Genomic DNA, 18,682 nt, shown 5'->3' with positions numbered 1-18,682 from the left:
CGCTCGATGGGGTCACCGACCGCGGTAGCTCGCCTTGCCGGGGCCGTCGGACAGGAACGACGCGACGGCGCCGCGCAGGTCCTCGGTGGCGAACAGCGGGCCGGAGACGGCGGGCACCAGCGCGTCGGCCGCCCGGGCTCCCTCGCGGACGGCGACCGACGCCAGCCGCTTGGTCGCCGCGTGCGCCACCGTGGGGCCGGCCGCCACCCGGTGGGCGTAGGCGCGAGCGGCCTCGGCGAAGCCCTCGTCGGGCAGCACGCGGTTGACCACGTTCCATCGCTCCAGCACCGCGGCCGGGTAGCGCTCGCCGGTGTAGACGAGCTCCTTGGCCCGGGCCGGGCCGGCGCGCTCGGCCAGCCGCTGCGGCCCGCCCATCGACGGGGTCAGACCCACGACGATCTCCACCAGGCCGAACGAAGCCTTCTCCGCGGCCAGCAGGATGTCGCAGGACAGCGCCAGCTCGAACGCTGCGGTCAGCGTCAGCCCGTGGGCGGCGAACACGGTGGGCACCGGCAGGTCCTCGAAGGTGTTGGCCACCTCCAGCAGGCGGGCCCACAGCTCGCCGCCGCGCTCGGCCGGGTCGGGCCCCTCGGCGATGTCCCGGAAGTAGGTGACGTCGACGCCGCCGGAGACCACCTTGCCGCGCGCCTCGACCAGCACCGCGCGGGCCCGGTCGGGGTCGGCCGGGTCGGTCATCGCCACGAGCTCCCGCGCCACCCGCTCCATCGCGTCGAACGTCGCCGCGTCGAAGAGGTTCAGCGGCGGGTTGTCCAGGACGACGACGGCGACGTCGCCGTCGCGCTCGATGCGCAGGGGCTCGCTCATGCCCCCACCTTCTCAGGCAGCTCCGGGCGGGGTCACCCCGGCGGCCACCCGAGGCCCCGGCCGCCCAGCACGTGCAGGTGCACGTGGTGCACGGTCTGGCCCGCGTCAGGACCGGTGTTGGCCACCAGGCGGTAGCCCGGCTCGGCGCCGTCCGCGCCCACCAGGCCCTCCTGGCGCGCCACCGCGTGCGCCGCCGAGACGACGTCGCCGAGCAGCGCCGGGTCGGCCTCGGCGAGCGCGCCGACGGTGGCGTGGTGGTCCTGCGGGACCACCAGCACGTGCGTCGGCGCCTGCGGGTTGATGTCGCGGAAGGCGAGCACGCGGTCGGTGCGGTGGACGACGTCGGCGGGGATCTCACCGGCGACCATGCGGCAGAACAGGCAGTCGGTCACGACAGGACCCTAGAAGGACCCCGCGCCCCCCACCACTCGCTGCGCTCGCGGCGGGACCCTGCACGGGGCCGTTCCAGCACCTCACCGGCCGGCCGGTCAGGTCCCGCTCTCGACCCCCAGGTAGGCCTGCACGATGCGCTCGTCGGCGAGCAGGTCGGCAGCCGGGCCCGAGTGCACGACCTCCCCGCTCTGCATGACGTAGCCGTGGTCGGCCGCGCGCAGCGCCCGGCGGGCGTTCTGCTCGACCAGCACGACCGTGGTGCCCGACGCCCGGATCTCCTCGATGACGCGGAACACCTCGTCGACGATCTTGGGGGCCAGCCCCATCGACGGCTCGTCCATGAGCATCACCTTCGGCCCGGCCACCAGGGCCCGTGCGATGGCCAGCATCTGCTGCTCGCCGCCGGACAGCGCTCCGGCCGGCAGCGCGCGCCGCTCGGCGAGCACCGGGAACCTGTCGTACATGGCGTCGATGGCGCCCGAGCCCCCGCCACCGGTGTGCCACCCACCCATCTGGAGGTTCTCCTCGATGGTCAGCGTGGCCAGGATCTGCCGCCCCTCGGGCACCTGGACCAGCCCCCGGCGCACCAGCTTGTGCGCCGGCGTCCGGGTGATCTCCTGCCCCTCGAACGTGATCCGCCCACCGGCCGGCCGGAGCAGCCCGGCGACGGCGTTGATGACCGAGGACTTGCCCGCCCCGTTGGCGCCGACCAGCGTCACCAGCGCCCCCGGCTCGGCGCGGAAGCTGACGTCCCGGACCGCCTCGACCCGGCCGTAGCTCACCCGCAGGCCGTCCACGGTGAGGATGGGGTCGCTCATGTCGCATCCCTCGGGGTCGAGTCCGGTGGTGCCAGGTCGCCGGCCGCACCGGGCCGCACGTCGACGACCGGGTCCGGCGGTGCGTCCGGCGTTGCGTCCGCCCGCTCCGCCGACGTCGGGTCGTCCAGCGTGCCCTCGGCGATGGAACCGCCGGCCGGGTCCTCGTCGGCCGAGCCCAGGTAGGCCTCGACGACGGCCGGATCGGACGCGATCTCGGCCGGGGCGCCACTGGCGATCACCTCGCCGAAGTTCAGCACGACCACCCGCGTGCAGGTCCGCAGCACCATGCCCACGTTGTGCTCGATGAACAGGATGGTCAGCCCGTCCTGCGCCAACGACGTGATCAGCTCCGAGAGCCGCCGCGCCTCCACGTGGTTCATGCCGGCGGCCGGCTCGTCCAGGATCAGCAGGGACGGGTCCGAGGCCAGGGCACGGGCGATCTCCAGTCGGCGCTGGTCGCCGTAGGAGAGCGCCTCGGCCCGGCTGGCGGCCAGCTCGGCGAGACCCACGCGCTCCAGGCAGCGTGCCGCCTGGCGCAGTGCGGCCGATTCGTCGCGGCGGGCCGAGGGCAGCCACAGCAGCCGCCGCAGGAAGGTCGGACGGCTCACCAGGTGAGCTCCCACGAGCACGTTCTCCAGTGCCGAGAGCCGGTTGAACAACTTCGAGTGCTGGAACGTGCGGCTGACCCCCGCTGCGGCGATCCGGTGCACCGGCGTGCGGCCGATCTCCGCACCGAGCACCGTCGCGCTGCCGGAACTGGGAGGGACCAGCCCGCTGATCATGTTGACCAGGGTGGTCTTCCCGGCGCCGTTCGGGCCGATCAGCCCGACGACCTCACCGGCCCGGATCTCCAGGTCGACGCCGCGCACGGCGTGCACCCCGCCGTACTCCTTGCCGAGGCCGGCCAGCGCGACCACCGTGTCGCCGGCGGGCGGGTGGCTGCGGCCGGCGCGCTCACCGGCGGCCTCGGCTGCGGCGTCGGCGGGCATGCGGGTGCGGCGCCGGATCAGGCTGGCCAGCCCGCCGGGCAGGAAGAGGATGACCACCAGCAGCAGCAGGCCGGCGAGGAACGGCCGGATCCAGCCAGCCTCCACCCCGACCGCCCGCTGGATCTCCGGGACGGCGGTCAGGAAACCGCTGCCCAGGACCGGGCCGAGGAACATCGTGGAGCCACCGACGACGGCGGTGACCAGCCCCTCGACGGCCGCGGTGAAGTCGAAGTCGTCCGGTGCGATGAGTCGGACGTAGTAGGCGTAGAGCACCCCGTACAGGCCGGCGACGGCGCCCGCGGTGACGAAGGCGGCGAGCCGGTGCCGGCCGACGTCGATGCCCATGGCGCGGGCGGCCAGCTCGTCCTCGCGGATGGCCTCCAGGGCCCGGCCGTAGCGGGACCGGCCCATGCGCCAGAACCAGTAGGCCACCAGGCCCAGGGCGAGCCACGCCATGCCGACGGTCAGGACGCGCGGCACCCCGAGCCCCTGCGCACCCCCGGTCCACTCCTGGTTGAGCAGGACCACGCGCACCGCCTCGGCGAACCCGAGGGTGGCGATGGCGAGGAAGACCCCGCGCAGGTGCATCGTCGGCAGGCCGAGGACGACGGCAGCGAGCGCGCCCACCGACATGCCGATCGCCACGGCGATCAGCAGCGCGGGGACGTCGCCGACGTCCGCTCCGCTGGGGGCCAGGTAGGCCCCGGAGAAGGCGGCGAGCGAGGCGAAGCCGGCCTGCCCGAGGCTCAGCTGCCCGGCGATCAGGACCGCGTAGAAGGAGTAGGCGAAGATCGCCCCGAGGGCGATGAAGGTCAGCGTGGTGGCGTACTGGCCCAGCATCAGACCTCCCGGACCTTCCGGGCGCCGAGCAGCCCCTGGGGGCGCAGCAGGAGGATGACGAACAGCAGCCCGAAGGCGATGACGTCGATCCACGACGAGCCGATGTACTGGACGGCGAACACCTCGGCCAGGCCCAGGAGCAGACCACCGATGAGCGCGCCCGGCAGCGAGCCCATGCCGCCGACGATGATGACGGCCAGGCCCTTGAGCTCGATGGCGGCGCCCATGCCCAGCTGGGCGGTGTTCACGTTGATGGCGAAGAGCACGCCGGCGACCGCGCCGAGCGACGAGGAGATCGCGAAGGTCACCGCGGTCACCCGGTCGACGTTCACGCCCAGGACCCGCGCCGCCGTCGGGTTCTCCGCGACCGCGCGCATGCCCCGGCCCAGCCGGGTCCGGGTGACCATGTAGGTCAGCGCGACCATGAGGGCGAGGGAGACCGCGAGGATCACGACCTGCACGAGGGTGACCTGGGCGCCGAAGACCTCGAACCGGGTGTCGGGGAACGAGCCGGGAGGGAAGCGGCGGGTGTCGGGGCCGTACCGCCACTGGAGCAGGGCGATCAGCATGCCGGCCAGTGCGATGGAGGAGATCAGGCCGGCGAAGTGCGCGTCGGCCCGGCCCTTGAGCGGCCGGAACGCCAGCCGCTCGATCAGCAGGCCGAGGACGGCGCCGACGACGAACACCAGCGGCAGCGCCGCCCACAGGGAGAGTCCGCCGCGCTCCACCAGCTCGATGCCCACGAAGGCCGAGGCGGCGAAGACCGCGGGGTGCGCCAGGTTCAGCCGGTCGAGGATGCCGAAGACCAGCGTGAAGCCGATGGCGAACAACGCGTAGATGGAGCCGATGAAGATGCCGTTGAGGAGCTGCTGCACAGCCGTCCCTGTCTCGAAGTGGGTGCAGGCACGGTAGTCGACGACCTGTCGGGGGCCCGGTCCGTGGACCGGGCCCCCGGCAGGGCCGCAGGACGGCTCGGCCGTCAGCCGACCGGAGCCGTGCGCCGGATCACTCGAGGACGGTGAAGGTGCCGTTCTCGACCACCTGCACGACGGCGGGGTGGTCGGCGTCGCGGTTCTCGTCGATGGAGAACTCCCCCAGGACCGTCGGCACGTCCTCGATCTCGCCGAGGGCCTGCTGGATGCTGTCGCGCTCGGCGGAGCAGTTGGCCCGCACGGCCTGGTCAACCAGCTTCAGGCCGGTGTAGGCCTGCGCGGCGAACTGGTCGGGACGGGCGTCGTACTCGGCCTCGTAGGCCTCCAGGAACGCCTGGTTCTCCGGGTTGTCGGAGGTGGAGTTCCACGCGGCACCGACGACGACGCCCTCGGCCGCCTCACCGGCGTCAGCCATGAGCCGCGGGTTGTTGAACCCGTTGCCACCGATGATCGGCACGTCGATGCCCAGCTCGCGGGCCTGGGTGACCAGCGGGACGGCGGCCTCGATCAGGGCGGAGACGACGATCGCGTCGGGGTCGCTCTCCTGCGCCTGGGTGAGCAGGGCCCGGAAGTCGGTGTCGGACTTGGAGAAGGTGATCGTCTCGCTGATCTCCACGCCCTCGTCCTCCAGCGCGGCGGCGAACGCCTCGTAGCCGGATTCGGTGAACGCGTCGTCGTTGCTGTACATCACGACGACGTCCTGGAGGCCGAACTCCTCGGTGGCCGCGGCGATCGTCTGCGGGATGACCGCCTGCTCCGTCAGCGAGTCGCGGAAGATGTAGTCCCCGATCTCGGTGACGCCCGCCGCGGTGTTGGAGATGCCGAGCACCGGGACGCCGGCCTCCTGGGCGATCGGGTCGGCCTGGACGGCGGCGTTGGACAGCGTGGGCCCGATGATCAGGCTCGCGCCGTCGTTGACGAACTCGTCGAACAGCGTGATGGCCTGGCGGGGGTCGGTCTGGTCGTCCTCGATCGTCAGGTCGTAGGTGACGCCATCGTTCCCGGCCAGCTCCGCGGCCGCCAGCTCCAGGCCGCGCTGCTGGGACTCGCCGTAGCTGGCCGCCGCACCGGTGAGGCTGAGCACCGCGCCGATGGGCACCTCGCCCTCGATGGTGCACGACTCGCCGCTGCCCTCGCCGGTCAGGCCGCCGCCCGAGGCGCTGGTGTCCCCGCCACCGGAGTCCCCGGAGCCGCAGGAGGCGAGGAGGAGGGCGGCGGCGCTCGCAGCCGCCACGGTGCAGAGCTTGGTGCGCATGTCTCTCCCTTGTCGAACCCGCCGTCCGCGCGGCGGGTTCGCACGTCTCCAGGGCGGACGGGGGCCTGCCCTCGCCGCCCGGGGCCTGGGGCCGGCCGATGCCGGCCGGCCGGTTACGCCGTCACAGTAGGCAGCCTCTGCGGACGTCCGGGCCGGGTGCGCCGAAGCGTGCCCAGAACGTGACCGAAGGGGGCACCGCAGGGGTGCGCCGGCGGCGCGCCGTGCCGCCGCGACCGTCCCCGGTAGAGGATGGGGCGCCCGCCCCCGATCGCCCAGGAGATCCGCCGTGCCCGTTCCCCTTCCCCCCGCGAGGACGTAGTGAGCACCGCTCCCGCTGCCCGGTCGGGTGGCCCCGGAAACGAGTTGGTCCCGCTCCTCCCCCGCATCTCCCGCCGCACCCTGCTCGCCGGCACGGGCGCCGCCGTCGTCGCCGCGCTCGCCGGCTGCGGCGGCAGCTCCTCCGCCGGGCCCGATCCGGCCCGACAGCTGCGCATCGGCGCCATCCCCGACCAGGACCCCGAGGTCCTGCAGCGGCTGCACGCCACCGTCGCCGACTCCCTGGCCGACGCGCTCGGCATCCCGGTGGAGTACCGGCCGGTCACCGACTACGCCGCCGCTGTCTCCCTGTTCCGCACCGGCGACCTCGACCTCGTGTGGTTCGGCGGCCTCACCGGCGTCCAGGCCCGGCTGCAGACCCCGGGCGCCGTCCCGGTGGCCCAGCGCGACATCGACGCCGACTTCCACTCCGTGTTCGTCGTCAACTCCTCCACGGGGGTGACGCCGGCCGACGACCTGCGCCCGCTGGCCGACCTGCGCTTCACCTACGGCAGCCAGACCTCGACGTCGGGCCGGCTCATGCCCGCGTACTTCCTGCGCGAGGCCGGCGTCGACCCGGAGGGCTTCCCCGGCGGCCCCGGGTTCTCCGGTTCGCACGACTCCACCCTCGCGCTCGTCGCCTCGGGCACCTACCAGGCCGGGGCGGTCAACGAGCAGGTGTGGCTGGCGCGCAGCGCGGCCGGCGAGGTGGACCCGGCGGTGGTCGCCTACGCCCGCACCCCGGGCTACCACGACTACCACTGGCTGCTCGGCCCGCGGGCCGCCGAGCGGCTCGGCGGGCCCGACCGGCTGACCGCGCACTTCACCGGCCTCTCCCCCGACCGGCCGGCCGACGCGATCGTGCTGGACCTCTTCGGTGCCGGGGCCTTCATCCCGACCGAGGCGGCGAACTACCGGCGGATCGAGGAGATCGGCCGCGACCTCGGGCTGGTCAGCTGACCGGCATCGCCCGGCTCCGCGGTATCGAGGTGCGCTTCGGCGGCACGACGGCGCTGGCCGGGGTGGACCTCACCGTCGCCCGGGGCGAGCGGGTCGCCGTCGTGGGCGCGTCCGGTGCCGGCAAGTCGACGCTGCTCGGGGTGCTCGACGGCACCGTGACGCCGTCGGCCGGGAAGGTGCTGGTGCACGGCACCGACCCGGGATCGGTGCGGGGACGGGAGCTGCGCCGGCTGCGGGGACGCACCGGCACCGTGCGCCAGCACCTGGAGCTGCCCGGGCAGCTGCGCGTCGTGCACAACGTCAACGCCGGCCGGCTGGGCTCCTGGTCGGTCTCCCGCGCCGCCTGGTCGCTGCTGCGCCCCCAGGGGACGGCGGAGGTCGCCGCCGCCCTGCACCGGCTGGGTCTGGCCGACCGGATGTACGAGCGCACCGACCGGCTCTCGGGTGGGCAGCGCCAGCGGGTCGCCGTCGCCCGGCTGCTGGTGCAGCGGCCGGAGCTGGTGCTGGCCGACGAGCCCGCCTCGGCGCTGGACCCGGCGCTGGCCGACACCGTCCTCGCCGTGCTCGGCGAGCTGGCCGCCGAGCGCGGCGGCGCGCTGGTCGCATGCCTGCACGACCCGGCGCTGGCCCTGCGGCACAGCGACCGGGTCGTCGGCCTCGACTCCGGCCGGGTCGTCCTGGACGCCGCCGCCGGCTCGCTGACGGTCGCGGAACTCGAGCGGTTCTACGGCGTCGCGCGGTGACCACCGTCCTGGACCGGGCCGTCCCGCCGGCTGCCCGGCTGGCGCGCGACCGGCGCCGGTGGGCGTGGGGGCTGACCGCCGTCGTGCTGACCGCCGCCGCGCTCGCCGGCGCCGGCCTGTTCTCCGGGTCGGTGCTGAACCCGGGTGGGTCCGCCCAGTTCGGCCGCTTCGCCACCGCGGCCCTGCGGCCCGAGCTGGACCCAGGGTTCCTCTCCGTCGTGGCCGGGTCGGCCCTGGTCACCGTCGCCTACGCCGTGCTCGGCGGCGGCCTGGCGCTGGTGCTCGGTGCGGTCGGTGCGGCGCTCGTCTCCCGGCGGACCTGGGGACGACGCCGCTCGGGCTGGCTGGCCGCCCGCGGGCTGCTGGCCGTCCCGCGCGGGCTGCACGAGGCGGTGTGGGGGCTGCTGCTCGTCAACGTCCTCGGCCTGGACCCCTGGGTCGGCGTGCTCGCCATCGCCGTCCCGTACGGCGCCGTCACCGCGACGGTCTTCGCCGACCTCCTCGACGAGGTGCCCGGCGGGGGCTACGAGGCGCTCCGGGCGGCCGGCGCCGGCCGGGGCACCGCCGCCCTGTACGGGCTGCTGCCCTCGGCGGCCGGCGGCCTGCTGTCCTACTCCTTCTACCGGCTGGAGTGCGCCGTCCGCTCCGCGGTGGTGCTGGGCCTCATCGGCGCCGGCGGCCTGGGCTACCAGTTGGCGCTGTCGTTCACCTCCCTGCGCTGGGAGCAGGTCTGGACGACGGTCTACGCCCTCGGCCTCCTGTGCCTGCTGGCCGACGTCGGCGGCCGCGCCGTCCGCCGCCGGGTGGCCGCTCCCCCGTCCCCCGGCCCCGGGCGGGACCCGGTGCTCACCACCGCGGTCGGGATCGTCGTGGCGCTGGTCGCCTGGTCGCTGTGGTTCCTCGCCCTCTCCCCCGCCGCGCTGGTCTCCGCGCGCGCCCGGGAGCAGCTGTCCTACGTCGCCTCCGCCGCGTGGCCGCCGTCGACCCAGCGGTCGCTGCTCGCCGACGTGGCCGCCACGGCCGTCGACACCCTCGCCATGTCGGTGGTCGCGGTCGTCGTCGCCACCGCCGGGGCGCTCCTCCTGGCCGGCCTCGCGGCACGCTCACCGGGGGCCGGTCCTGTGCGCCGGGCCGGTGGCGCGCTGGTGCGCCTCGTGCTGCTGCTGCTGCGTGCGGTGCCCCCGCCGGTGTGGGCCCTGGTCCTGCTCTTCGTGCTGCTCCCCGGTGTCCTCCCCGGGGCGCTCGCGCTCGGCGTCTACACGCTCGGCGTGCTGGGGCGGCTCGTCGGGGAGGCGGTGGAGGAGGCCGACCGCCGTCCCCGCGAGGCGCTCCGCGCGGCCGGCGCCTCGGCTGCCGGTGCCTGGCTGTACGGCGCCGTCCCCGCGCTGACCGGGCCCGTGCTCGCCCTCGCCCTCCACCGCTGGGAGGTGGCGATCCGCGACACCGTGCTGGTCGGGCTGCTCGGCGCCGGGGGCATCGGCGTGCTGCTGTCGGCCCGGATCTCGGCCTTCGACTGGCCCGCGGTAGCCACCGTGCTCGGCGCGATCGTGGTGCTCAGCTTCGCCGTCGACGTGGTGGCCGAGCGGGCGCGCGCCGCCCTGCGCTGAGCGTCCGACGAGGGCTTCCCGCCGGGTGGTGCCGAGCGCTGTCCTGGCTCAGCGTCGCGGGTCCTGGCTCAGCACCGACGGTGAGCCAGGACCCCTGACGGATCAGCAGACCTGATCATCAGTGAGTCCGGCTCAGTGCCAGCGGGTGCGGGTGGAGAGCGCGGCGATCGCGGCCGCGCCCGCGGTGGAGGTGCGCAGCACCTCGGGGCCAAGCCGCACCGGCTCGGCGCCGGCGGCCCGGAAGGCCACGACCTCGCCGTCGGTGAGGCCGCCCTCGGGGCCGACGACGATCACCACCGTGCCCTCCGTGGGCACGGTGAGGCCGGCGAGCGGACGACGGGCCTGCTCGTGCAGCACCACGGCGAGGTCGGCGTCGGCGAGCAGCCCGGCCACCTCCCGGGTGGTCATCGGCTCGGTCACCTCGGGCAGCCGCGGCCGGCGGGACTGCTTGCTCGCCGCGCGGGCCGCCGCGCGCCACTTGGCCACGCCCTTGCCCACCCGGTCGTCCCGCCAGCGGGTCACGCAGCGGGCCGCCTGCCAGGGCACGATCCGGTCGACGCCGAGCTCGGTGGCGAGGTCGACGGCCAGCGGTCCGCGGTCGCCCTTGGGCAGTGCCTGGACGAGCACGAACTCCGGGTCGGGCGCGGGCACCTCGAACCGGGCCCGGACCGCCACGCGCAGCCCCTCGGGCCCCGCGGCCACGACGTCGCCCTCGGCGAGCGTGCCGTCGCCGTTCCCGACGTGCACCCGCTCACCGGGCTGCAGGCGCAGCACGTCGACCGCGTGCCGCCCCTCCTGGCCGTCGACCAGCAGCTCCGGGACGTCCGGCACCTCGTCCACGAGGAAGAGCGGCGCGCCGTCGAGCTCGGGGACCTCGGTGCTCACCGGCTCAGCGCCCGTTGAACGCGTCGCGGACCCGGGAGAACAGGCCGCCCTGCGCCTCGCGGTTGGACTCGGGCTGGTCCTCGCCGCGCAGTGCGGCGAGCTCGCGCAGCAGCTTCTCCTGCTCGGCGTCCAGCTTGGTGGGCGTCTGCACCTCGACGTGCACCAGGAGGTTGCCCCGGCCGGTCGCCCGCAGCCGCGGGGCACCGTGGGCGCGCAGCGTGAGCACGCTGCCGGACTGGGTGCCCGGACGGATGTCGAGGTCCTCCTCGCCGTCCAGCGTCTTGAGGTTGAGCGTGGTACCCAGCGCGGCGGAGGTCATGGGCAGGGTGACCCGGCAGTGCAGGTCCTCGCCCTCGCGCGTGAACACCGGGTGCGGGCGCTCGTGCACCTCGACGTAGAGGTCCCCGGCGGGGCCACCGCCGGGACCGACCTCGCCGTGGCCGGTCAGCCGGATCCGCATGCCGTCCTCGACGCCGGCCGGGACCTTGACCGAGATGGTGCGCCGAGACCGCACCCGGCCGTCACCCGCGCACTTGGGGCACGGCTCGGGGATCACCTGGCCGGTGCCCGAGCAGGTCGGGCAGATCCGGCTGGAGACGACCTGGCCGAGGAAACCGCGCTGCACGCTCTGCACCTCGCCGCGGCCCGAGCACGTGGCGCAGGTGGTGGCGTGGGTGCCGGGTGCGGTGCCCGCACCGGTGCAGGTGTCGCAGAGGACGGCGGTGTCGACGGTGATGTCCTTCTGGGTGCCGAACACCGTCTCGTCGAGCTCCAGCTCGACCGGGATCAGCGCGTCGCGGCCGGCGCGGGTACGGCTGCGCGGTCCGCGGGCCGCCGCGCCCCCGAAGAAGGCGTCCATGATGTCGCCCAGGCCGCCGAACCCGGCGCCACCGAAGCCACCGGCGCCGCCCGGCCCGGAGTCGAACGGGTCACCGCCCAGGTCGACGATCCGGCGCTTCTCCGGGTCGGTCAGCGCCTCGTAGGCCCGGGTGACCTCCTGGAAGCGCTCCTTGGCCTCCGGGTCGGGGTTGACGTCGGGGTGCAGGTCGCGGGCCAGCCGCCGGTAGGAGCGCTTGATGTCGGTGTCGCTCGCCCCCTGGGCAAGGCCCAGCACGCCGTAGTAGTCGGTTGCCATCGGTGAGTCTCGTCCTCAGCTCTCGGCCAGCAGGTGGCCGACGTAGCGGGCCACGGCACGTACCGCGGCCATGTTCCCTGGGTAGTCCATCCGGGTCGGCCCCACGACGCCGAGACCGCCGAGCGGTCGTTCGGCGGAGCCGTACCCCACGGTGACCAGCGAGGCGCCGGTGAGCGCCTCGTGGGCGTTCTCCTCGCCGATCCGCACCAGCACGGTGCTCGGGTCGACCTCGCCCATGAGGCGCAGGACGACGACCTGCTCCTCCAGCGCCTCCAGCAGCGGTCGCATGGTGCCGGAGAAGTCCATGGCGTTGCCGCGCGCGAGGTTCGCCGTCCCACCGATCACCAGCCGGTCGTCGCTGGGCTCCACCAGCGTCTCGACCAGCGTGGTGCTCACCGTCGTCACGAGCCCGCGCAGGTGCGAGGGGGCGGTCTCCAGCAGGTCGGGGATCTTGTCGCCGGCGTCGGCGAGCTTCACCCCGGCGAACGCGGAGTTCAGCAGGGCCCGCAGCTCCGGGACGGCCTGGGCGTCCACCTCGACCGGGGAGTCGACGACCCGCTGCTCGACCCGCCCGGTGTCGGTGATGAGCACCAGCAGCAGCCGGCCGGCGGCGACCTGCACCACCTCGAGGTGGCGGACCGTGCTGCGCGACAGCGTCGGGTACTGGACGACGGCGACCTGGCGGGTCAGCTGCGCCAGCAGGCGGACGGTGCGGCCGAGGACGTCGTGCAGGTCGACGGCGCCGTCGAGGAACCGCTCGATCGCCCGCCGCTCGGCGGCCGAGAGCGGCTTGACCGCCGACAGCCGGTCCACGAAGAGCCGGTATCCCTTGTCGGTGGGCACGCGGCCGGCGCTGGTGTGCGGCTGGGTGATGTAGCCCTGCTCCTCCAGCACCGCCATGTCGTTGCGGATGGTCGCCGGCGAGACACCGAGGTCGTGCCGTTCGGCCAGGGCCTTGCTGCCGACCGGGTCGTTGGTCGACACGAAGTCCTGGACGATGGCCCGGAGCACCTCCAGGCGGCGTTCGTCGTGCGCCACGGTGACACCTCCCCGTACCGGTCGACGCGCCGTGCGCACCCTCGGGAAGCAGGTCCCGAGGCGGGCCGGCCCGAGCGGCTGCGGGCTGGCACTCGCACGGACAGAGTGCCAGCCCAGCATACGCGAAGGACGCCGTCCTCCTCAGCGCTCGCCCGCTCGCGCCGGGCCTCCGCACGGGGCCGTCGAGGGCCGCGACGGCCGCGGCCGACGACGACTAGGGTGGGGCCGTCGGCGCCCCGGGGCGGGGCTGAGAGGCGGAGGTCCTCCCCTGATCTTCAAAGGCGTGCACGACGGTCGCCCGTATCCCGACCACGGGCTGTCCACCCGCGACTGGGCGATGATCCCGCCCCGTCAGGTCCGCCTGGACACGCTGACGACGACGAAGCGGGAGCTGGCGCTCGACGCCCTGCTGGCCGACGACTCGACCTTCTACGGCGACCTGTTCCCGCACGCCGTGCAGTGGCACGGCGAGCTCTACCTGGAGGACGGGTTGCACCGGGCTCTGCGGGCCGCGCTGCAGCAGCGCAACGTGATCCACGTGCGGGTGCTCGACCTGGATGCGCTCACGCCGGTGCAGGCACCGGCCGGCCCGAGCACCGCGGCGATCCCCGCCCAGCCGCCGGTGCCGGGCCCCCGCACGAGCTGAGCTACAGCCAGCCCTTGTCCTCGGCGACGCGCGCGGCCTCCACCCGGGTGCGGGCGCCGGTCTTGCCGATGGCCGACGACAGGTAGTTGCGCACCGTCCCCTCGGACAGGAACAGCCGTCCGGCGATGTCGGCGACGGTGGCCCCGTCGGCGGCGGCACGCAGCACGTCGGCCTCCCGTGCCGACAGCGGTGTCGCCCCGATGGCCAGGGCCGCGGCGGCGAGGTCCCGGTCGATGACCCGTTCGCCGGCCATCACCGCCCTGATGCCCTGGGCGAGCTCGGCGACCGGCGCGTCCTTGACCAGGAAACCGGCCGCGCCCACCTCCATGGCCCGCCGCAGGAAGCCCGGCCGACCGAAGGTCGTGAGGATCACCGCCCGGCAGCCCGGCAGGGCCGTCGCCAGCTCCCGGGCGGCGGTCAGCCCGTCGGCGCCGGGCATCTCGATGTCGAGCAGGGCGACGTCGGGCCGGTGCTCGACCGCGGCCGCCACGACCTCGTCGCCGCGGCCCACCTCGGCCACCACCTCGATGTCGTCCTCGAGCTCGAGCAGCGCGCGCAGGGCGCCGCGCACCATCGACTGGTCCTCGGCCAGCAGCACCCGGATCACCGGGCGGCCACCTGTCCGGTCGGGACCGGGCTGTCCAGCGGCACAGCGGCGGTCAGCCGGAAGCCACGTCCCTCGGCCGGCCCGTGCTCGAGCCGCCCGCCGAGCGCGGCCACCCGCTCGGCCAGCCCGCTGAGCCCCGCCCCGGCGGGGGCGTCGCTCCCGCGCCCGTCGTCGGAGACGCTCAGCTCGACGCCGTCCGCAACCGTCCGGAAGGCCACCGCGACCGACCGGGCGTCGCTGTGCCGGAGCACGTTGGTGATCGCCTCGCGGACGACCCAGCCGAGCACCGCGTCCACCGCGCCGGGCAGCGGCTGACCGGGCGGCGGAACCGTGAGCGAGATGCCCGCGGCCGACAGCGCCGACCGCGCCTCGGCCAGCGACTGGCCCAGGCTGACCTGGCGGTAGCCGCTGACGGCGTCGCGCACCTCGGCCAGCGCCCGGCGGGCGGCGGCCTCGACGTCGGCCATCTCCTGCCGGGCGCGGACCGGGTCGCGGTCGGCGAGCCGGCCGGCCAGCTCGCTCTTGAGCGCGATGAGCGACAGGCTGTGCCCGAGCAGGTCGTGCAGGTCGCGGGCGAACCGCATCCGCTCCTCGGCGACGGCGTTGCGGGCCAGCTCGTCCCGGGCCGCGGTCAGCTCGGAGTTGACCCCGATCAGGTAGCGCATGCCGCGCAGCGCGAAGGCGGTCAGCAGGCACAGCAGCGGCAGGACGAACACGTCCCCGAACTTCTCGTCGGCGAGGACCACCCCGGCGCAGACGGCGGTCGCACCCACGACCGCCGGCCACACCCAGCGTTCGGGCAGGGTGACCGCGACCGCGGCGGACAGGTAGATCATCAGCCCGGCGAACGGCGTCCCCAGCCAGACGGCCAGCCCGACGCCCAGCACGGCCACGACCGCCAGCTGGCGGTAGGCCGGCGAGCAGCCCCGCCCGAACGCCCGGGCGAACACCGTCAGGTAGGCGGCGGTGAAGGCCACCAGGGCGACGGCCGCTCCGGCCCGCACCCAGTCCGGCCGCGGCGTCGTCACCAGGTCGAGGACGGGGAAGACCTGGAACAGCAGCCACGGCAGCGCCCACCCAAGCTGCTGGAGCCGGCCGTTCACGTCCATGGCTCGACCGTAGCCACCGGGTCAGCCCCGCGACCGCGTGCAGCGGCCGGGTGCGGGAGGCATGGCCTCAGCCTGCCGGGGCCGCGGCACCGGCCAGTAGTGCCGGACGTCGCCGGCCGCTCCTGACATCCGTCAGAGGCGACCGGCGACCCCTGGGATCAGGCGGCGCTGGTGCAGGTGACGCAGCGGCTGGCGAACGGGCGCAGCTCGAGCCGCTCCTCCGGGATGGAGGCGCCGCAGCCGGTGCAGCGCCCGTAGGTGCCGGCCTCGATGCGGGCGAGCGCCCGGTCGATCTCCTCGATCGTGAGCTGGAGGTCGGCGCTGCGGCGCTGGGCGACCGGGTCGGGGACCGACGTGGCGCACTCGGCGAGGGCCTCCTCGCGCTGCCGCACGACGTCGGTGCGCTGGACCTCCAGCATGGTGCGGAAACGGTCCGCCGAGGGGGCGGTCATGGCGTCGAGGCTGGCGGACATGCGGATCTCCTTCTGGGAACGCGGAAGAACGCGGTCACCGGTCGGTGGCGCGTCAGGACGGGCGGTCGCGACTCCCGGACGGGAGTCAGGCCGTGCGCGGCGGGGCCCGGTCCTGGCTGCGACGGAGTACGTCGAGGCCGCGGAGGCCGCGGGCCCGGCGATTCATCGCCAGTGCGAGCAACATCCCGCCCGAGAGGGCGGGGACCCGAACGGCTGCGCGGGCACCGGGCAGGGATCGCGCATGCCGGAACGCGAATGCGTCCACGCCGATCACCCCCGAGGTCTGCCCGGCCCCGTTGCCGGAACGGGGACCATAGCCCACGACTGCGACCTGAATCTCGCTCTTTCGGATGAACTGGGCAACGGGGCCCCTCGGCCCCCTGCAGGGTCCCGACCCGAGCGCAGCGAGGATCGGGGGGCAGGGGGTCCTTTTTCAGTCGGTAAGGTCGCGGACCACCGCGTCGGCCAGGAGCCGGCCACGGTCGGTCAGGACGGCGCGACCCGCTGCGTGCGCCGCGGCGTCCAGGAGCCCGTCGGCGACGGCGCCCGCGGCCCGGGACCTGCCGGTGTCGGTGAGCGCGGTCAGCGGCAGCCCGTCGCGCAGCCGCAGGCCGAGCATCACGGCCTCCAGGGCGCGGTCGATCTCATCGAGCAGCTCGGCGTCCTGGGCGGGGCTCTGCCCGAGAGCGAGCCGGTCGGCGTAGGCGGCCGGGTGCTTGACGTTCCACCAGCGCAGCCCGCCGACGTGGCTGTGCGCACCGGGTCCCACGCCCCACCAGTTGGCGTTGGCCCAGTACAGCTCGTTGTGCCGGCAGCGCGCGGCGTCCGAGGTCGCCCAGTTGGACACCTCGTACCACTCGAAGCCCGCCGTCCGCAGGGTCGCGTCGGCCTGCTCGTAGCGGTCGGCCAGCACGTCGTCGTCCGGCATGGGCAGCTCGCCGCGCCGGACGCGGCGGGCCAGCCTGGTGCCCTCCTCGACGATCAGCGCGTAGGCGCTCACGTGGTCGACCGGGGAGGCCAGGACGGCGTCGAGGGAGGCGGCCCAGTCGGCGTCGCTCTCCCCCGGCGTGCCGTAGATCAGGTCCAGGTTCACGTGCTCGAAGCCGGCGGCGCGGGCCTCGTGCGCCGCCTCCACCGCGCGGCCGGGCGTGTGCCGGCGGTCGAGGGCGGCCAGCACGTGCGGCGCCGCCGACTGCATGCCCAGGCTCACCCGGGTGAAGCCGCCCTCCCGGAGCCGGGACAGCGACGCGGGCGAGACGGTCTCCGGGTTGGCCTCGGTGGTCACCTCGACGCCGGGGGCCACCGGGAACAGCTCGCGCACTCCCGCCAGGACGGCGACGAGGTCGTCGGCCGGCAGCAGCGTGGGGGTGCCGCCGCCGACGAAGACGGTCGAGACGGTCGGCAGGTCCGGTCCGAGGGTGCGGGCGGCCAGCTCCAGCTCGGCGATCGCGGTGCCGGCGTACTCGCTGCGGTTGGCGCCGGGGCCCAGCTCGTCGGAGGTGTAGGTGTTGAAGTCGCAGTAGCCGCACCGGGTCGCGCAGAACGGGACGTGCACGTAGAGCCCGAACGGCGTGGTGGCCAGGCCCTCCCGGGCACTGTCGGGAAGCCGGTCGGGACCGGGCGAGCCGGGCGGCAGGCCCGTGTCGTTCAGCAGTGGCAGGACGGTGTTCATCTGCTCCCAGTGTGCCGCCTGACCGTCCCCGCCAGTCGCGAAGGCCTTGTCAGGCGCGCCACTACGGCGATTCGATGGCACATGGACTCCACGGTCGTGGCCGCGACGGTCGGTGCGCTGATCGGCGCGGCGCTACCGGTGCTCCTCGGCCTCTGGAAGACCCGCGACGACGCCCGGGTCCAGCGCAACGAGGAGCTGCGCCGGCGGCGCACGGAGGTCTACATGGCCTTCTGCGGGGCCGCGCTGGACTACCGCCGGGCAGCGCTGAACCAGTGGGACGTACGCGCCCGGCTGGGCGGCAAGGAGGCGGCCGCCCGGACGGAGCCGGCCGTCGGTGAGGACGTGCGCGCCACGAGAGCGACCGCGTGGAGCCGCTACTACGAGGTTTTCATGCTGAGCAGCGACGGCCTCGCGGCCGCGGCGCACGCCTGCCTGCAGGGCGCGGCCGACATCAGCGGGGCCACCACGAAGCAGGGACGCGAAGCCCTCGGTACCGAGATCCACGACCGGATCCGGTCCTTCGCGGAGATGGCGGCGCGCTACGTCGGCACGCCGAGGCAGGAGCTGCCGGAGCGGTCGCCCGACGCCTCGTCGCGGCAGGCCGGCTCGGCGGCGTGACGCCGGAGCGACGCGTACCGACGCCGGACGGCAGGATGCCGGGCGTGACCTCCGACCGAGTGCTCCAGGTGGCGGTGTCGCGCGGCGTCGCGACCCTCACCCTCGACTCCCCCGCCAACCGGAACGCCCTCTCGCGGGCGATGCGCGGGCAGCTGCGGGCAGCCCTGGAGGAGGCACTGGCCGACGACGCCGTGCGGGTGGTCGTGCTGGACCACACCGGCCGGGTGTTCTGCTCCGGGATGGACCTCTCCGAGGCGGCCGGCGGGTCGTCGCAGGACCAGGGGGTGCGCGAGTTCCCCGAGCTGCTCCAGCTCCTGTGGTCCTCGCCCAAGCCGGTCGTGGCCGCCGTCCGGGGCCCGGCCCGCGCCGGCGGCGTCGGGCTGCTCGCGGCCTGCGACGCCGTGGTCGCGGCCGACTCGGCGACGTTCGCCTTCTCCGAGGTGCGGCTCGGCCTGGTCCCGGCGGTCATCTCCGCTGTCGTGCTGCCGCGGATGGTGCCGCACGTGGCGCACCGGCTGATGCTCACCGGGCAGGTCTTCGACGCGGCGGTCGCCTCGGCCGGTGGGCTCGTCGACGTCGTCGTCCCGGATGCCGACGTCGACGGCGAGGTGCGCGCCCAGCTGGTGCACCTCACCGCGGGCGCCCCGGCGGCGCTGGCCGAGACCAAGCGGCTGCTGCGAGCGCGGCAGGGTGCGCTGGCCTTCGACGAGCTGCTCGACCTCTCCGCGCGGTTCTTCGCCGGCGAGGAGGGCCAGGAGGGCATCGCCGCGTTCCGCGAGAAGCGCCCCGCCCGGTGGGTGCCCGCGGCGGACTGACCCGCCT

At 74.9% G+C, this 18,682-nt stretch carries 19 protein-coding genes; 6 read left to right on the top strand and 13 right to left on the bottom strand.

Annotation, left to right across the window (positions count from 1 at the left end):
• Positions 1-12: 12 nt before the first annotated feature.
• The 6 genes from C5507_RS10990 to C5507_RS10965 all read right to left on the bottom strand — a co-directional run bounded on the left by C5507_RS10990 (position 13) and on the right by C5507_RS10965 (position 6,052).
• On the bottom strand, positions 13-825 hold the full coding sequence (locus C5507_RS10990) for an enoyl-CoA hydratase/isomerase family protein (protein WP_104528568.1): 813 nt from the start codon (positions 823-825) through the stop codon (positions 13-15).
• A gap of 32 nt (positions 826-857) precedes the next feature.
• Positions 858-1,217 (bottom strand): histidine triad nucleotide-binding protein, encoded by a 360-nt coding sequence (locus C5507_RS10985; protein ID WP_211295514.1) that lies wholly within the window; start codon positions 1,215-1,217, stop codon positions 858-860.
• Between the two features lie 96 nt (positions 1,218-1,313).
• Positions 1,314-2,036: an ABC transporter ATP-binding protein gene (locus tag C5507_RS10980; RefSeq protein WP_104528567.1), complete on the bottom strand. Its 723-nt coding sequence runs from the start codon at positions 2,034-2,036 to the stop codon at positions 1,314-1,316.
• Positions 2,033-3,865 carry a branched-chain amino acid ABC transporter ATP-binding protein/permease gene (locus C5507_RS10975; RefSeq protein WP_104528566.1) on the bottom strand — a complete coding sequence of 611 codons (1,833 nt, stop codon included), beginning with the start codon at positions 3,863-3,865 and terminating at the stop codon, positions 2,033-2,035. Before C5507_RS10975 ends, C5507_RS10980 begins: the two co-directional genes overlap by 4 nt.
• Entirely contained in the window at positions 3,865-4,740 is an 876-nt protein-coding gene (locus tag C5507_RS10970) for a branched-chain amino acid ABC transporter permease (RefSeq protein WP_104528565.1), read from the bottom strand. Before C5507_RS10970 ends, C5507_RS10975 begins: the two co-directional genes overlap by 1 nt.
• 130 nt (positions 4,741-4,870) lie before the next feature.
• Complete coding sequence (locus C5507_RS10965; protein ID WP_104528564.1) at positions 4,871-6,052, bottom strand: ABC transporter substrate-binding protein; 1,182 nt, start codon at positions 6,050-6,052, stop codon at positions 4,871-4,873.
• A 318-nt stretch (positions 6,053-6,370) separates the two neighbouring features.
• On the opposite strand from C5507_RS10965, the gene C5507_RS10960 reads away from it, so the two are divergent.
• From C5507_RS10960 to C5507_RS10950, 3 genes are read left to right on the top strand one after another with little or no spacing between them, the layout of a single operon-like run.
• Complete coding sequence (locus C5507_RS10960; protein ID WP_242610947.1) at positions 6,371-7,327, top strand: putative selenate ABC transporter substrate-binding protein; 957 nt, start codon at positions 6,371-6,373, stop codon at positions 7,325-7,327.
• A gap of 29 nt (positions 7,328-7,356) precedes the next feature.
• Positions 7,357-8,070 (top strand): phosphonate ABC transporter ATP-binding protein, encoded by a 714-nt coding sequence (locus tag C5507_RS10955; protein ID WP_104528562.1) that lies wholly within the window; start codon positions 7,357-7,359, stop codon positions 8,068-8,070.
• Complete coding sequence (locus tag C5507_RS10950) at positions 8,067-9,677, top strand: PhnE/PtxC family ABC transporter permease (protein ID WP_104528561.1); 1,611 nt, start codon at positions 8,067-8,069, stop codon at positions 9,675-9,677. Before C5507_RS10955 ends, C5507_RS10950 begins: the two co-directional genes overlap by 4 nt.
• A gap of 132 nt (positions 9,678-9,809) precedes the next feature.
• Here the strand turns inward: C5507_RS10950 and C5507_RS10945 are convergent, their stop codons facing one another.
• From C5507_RS10945 to hrcA, 3 genes are read right to left on the bottom strand one after another with little or no spacing between them, the layout of a single operon-like run.
• The gene (locus C5507_RS10945; RefSeq protein WP_104528560.1) at positions 9,810-10,562 is read right to left on the bottom strand and encodes a 16S rRNA (uracil(1498)-N(3))-methyltransferase; all 753 of its coding nucleotides are present in this window, start codon (positions 10,560-10,562) and stop codon (positions 9,810-9,812) included.
• 4 nt (positions 10,563-10,566) lie between these two features.
• Positions 10,567-11,697, bottom strand: coding sequence for a molecular chaperone DnaJ (gene dnaJ / locus C5507_RS10940; RefSeq protein ID WP_104528559.1), 1,131 nt, complete (start codon positions 11,695-11,697; stop codon positions 10,567-10,569).
• A gap of 15 nt (positions 11,698-11,712) precedes the next feature.
• Positions 11,713-12,735, bottom strand: a complete 1,023-nt coding sequence (hrcA, locus tag C5507_RS10935; RefSeq protein ID WP_104528558.1) for a heat-inducible transcriptional repressor HrcA — start codon at positions 12,733-12,735, stop codon at positions 11,713-11,715.
• Here hrcA and C5507_RS23490 point away from each other — a divergent pair.
• Positions 12,695-13,381 (top strand): type II toxin-antitoxin system VapB family antitoxin, encoded by a 687-nt coding sequence (locus tag C5507_RS23490; protein WP_428839419.1) that lies wholly within the window; start codon positions 12,695-12,697, stop codon positions 13,379-13,381. The genes hrcA and C5507_RS23490 overlap by 41 nt on opposite strands.
• A gap of 1 nt (position 13,382) precedes the next feature.
• Here the strand turns inward: C5507_RS23490 and C5507_RS10925 are convergent, their stop codons facing one another.
• The 4 genes from C5507_RS10925 to hemW form a co-directional block, all read right to left on the bottom strand.
• Positions 13,383-13,988: a response regulator transcription factor gene (locus C5507_RS10925; protein WP_104528556.1), complete on the bottom strand. Its 606-nt coding sequence runs from the start codon at positions 13,986-13,988 to the stop codon at positions 13,383-13,385.
• Positions 13,985-15,097, bottom strand: a complete 1,113-nt coding sequence (locus C5507_RS10920) for a sensor histidine kinase (protein WP_104528555.1) — start codon at positions 15,095-15,097, stop codon at positions 13,985-13,987. Before C5507_RS10920 ends, C5507_RS10925 begins: the two co-directional genes overlap by 4 nt.
• 158 nt (positions 15,098-15,255) lie before the next feature.
• Positions 15,256-15,570: a TraR/DksA family transcriptional regulator gene (locus C5507_RS10915; RefSeq protein WP_104528554.1), complete on the bottom strand. Its 315-nt coding sequence runs from the start codon at positions 15,568-15,570 to the stop codon at positions 15,256-15,258.
• 433 nt (positions 15,571-16,003) lie between these two features.
• The gene (gene hemW, locus C5507_RS10910; RefSeq protein ID WP_207225655.1) at positions 16,004-17,242 is read right to left on the bottom strand and encodes a radical SAM family heme chaperone HemW; all 1,239 of its coding nucleotides are present in this window, start codon (positions 17,240-17,242) and stop codon (positions 16,004-16,006) included.
• An 81-nt stretch (positions 17,243-17,323) separates the two neighbouring features.
• Here hemW and C5507_RS10905 point away from each other — a divergent pair, with 81 nt between their 5' ends.
• On the top strand, positions 17,324-17,860 hold the full coding sequence (locus C5507_RS10905; protein ID WP_104528553.1) for a hypothetical protein: 537 nt from the start codon (positions 17,324-17,326) through the stop codon (positions 17,858-17,860).
• A 44-nt stretch (positions 17,861-17,904) separates the two neighbouring features.
• Complete coding sequence (locus C5507_RS10900; RefSeq protein ID WP_104528552.1) at positions 17,905-18,675, top strand: enoyl-CoA hydratase-related protein; 771 nt, start codon at positions 17,905-17,907, stop codon at positions 18,673-18,675.
• The last annotated feature ends 7 nt before the right edge of the window (positions 18,676-18,682 follow it).

Origin of the sequence: Blastococcus saxobsidens (genome assembly GCF_002938435.1) — a bacterium.
GTDB lineage: Bacteria > Actinomycetota > Actinomycetes > Mycobacteriales > Geodermatophilaceae > Blastococcus > Blastococcus saxobsidens.
This window is presented reverse-complemented; position numbering and strand designations above follow the sequence as displayed.

Excerpts from the sequence above, each read along its gene's own strand:
- C5507_RS10990 (WP_104528568.1), bottom strand. The coding sequence starts at position 825 with ATGAGCGAGCCCCTGCGCATCGAGCGCGACGGCGACGTCGCCGTCGTC.
- C5507_RS10980 (WP_104528567.1), bottom strand. The coding sequence starts at position 2,036 with ATGAGCGACCCCATCCTCACCGTGGACGGCCTGCGGGTGAGCTACGGC.
- C5507_RS10975 (WP_104528566.1), bottom strand. The coding sequence starts at position 3,865 with ATGCTGGGCCAGTACGCCACCACGCTGACCTTCATCGCCCTCGGGGCG.
- C5507_RS10965 (WP_104528564.1), bottom strand. The coding sequence starts at position 6,052 with ATGCGCACCAAGCTCTGCACCGTGGCGGCTGCGAGCGCCGCCGCCCTC.
- dnaJ (WP_104528559.1), bottom strand. The coding sequence starts at position 11,697 with ATGGCAACCGACTACTACGGCGTGCTGGGCCTTGCCCAGGGGGCGAGC.
- C5507_RS23490 (WP_428839419.1), top strand. The coding sequence starts at position 12,695 with ATGGCCCGGAGCACCTCCAGGCGGCGTTCGTCGTGCGCCACGGTGACA.
- C5507_RS10920 (WP_104528555.1), bottom strand. The coding sequence starts at position 15,097 with ATGGACGTGAACGGCCGGCTCCAGCAGCTTGGGTGGGCGCTGCCGTGG.
- C5507_RS10915 (WP_104528554.1), bottom strand. The coding sequence starts at position 15,570 with ATGTCCGCCAGCCTCGACGCCATGACCGCCCCCTCGGCGGACCGTTTC.
- hemW (WP_207225655.1), bottom strand. The coding sequence starts at position 17,242 with ATGAACACCGTCCTGCCACTGCTGAACGACACGGGCCTGCCGCCCGGC.
- C5507_RS10905 (WP_104528553.1), top strand. The coding sequence starts at position 17,324 with ATGGACTCCACGGTCGTGGCCGCGACGGTCGGTGCGCTGATCGGCGCG.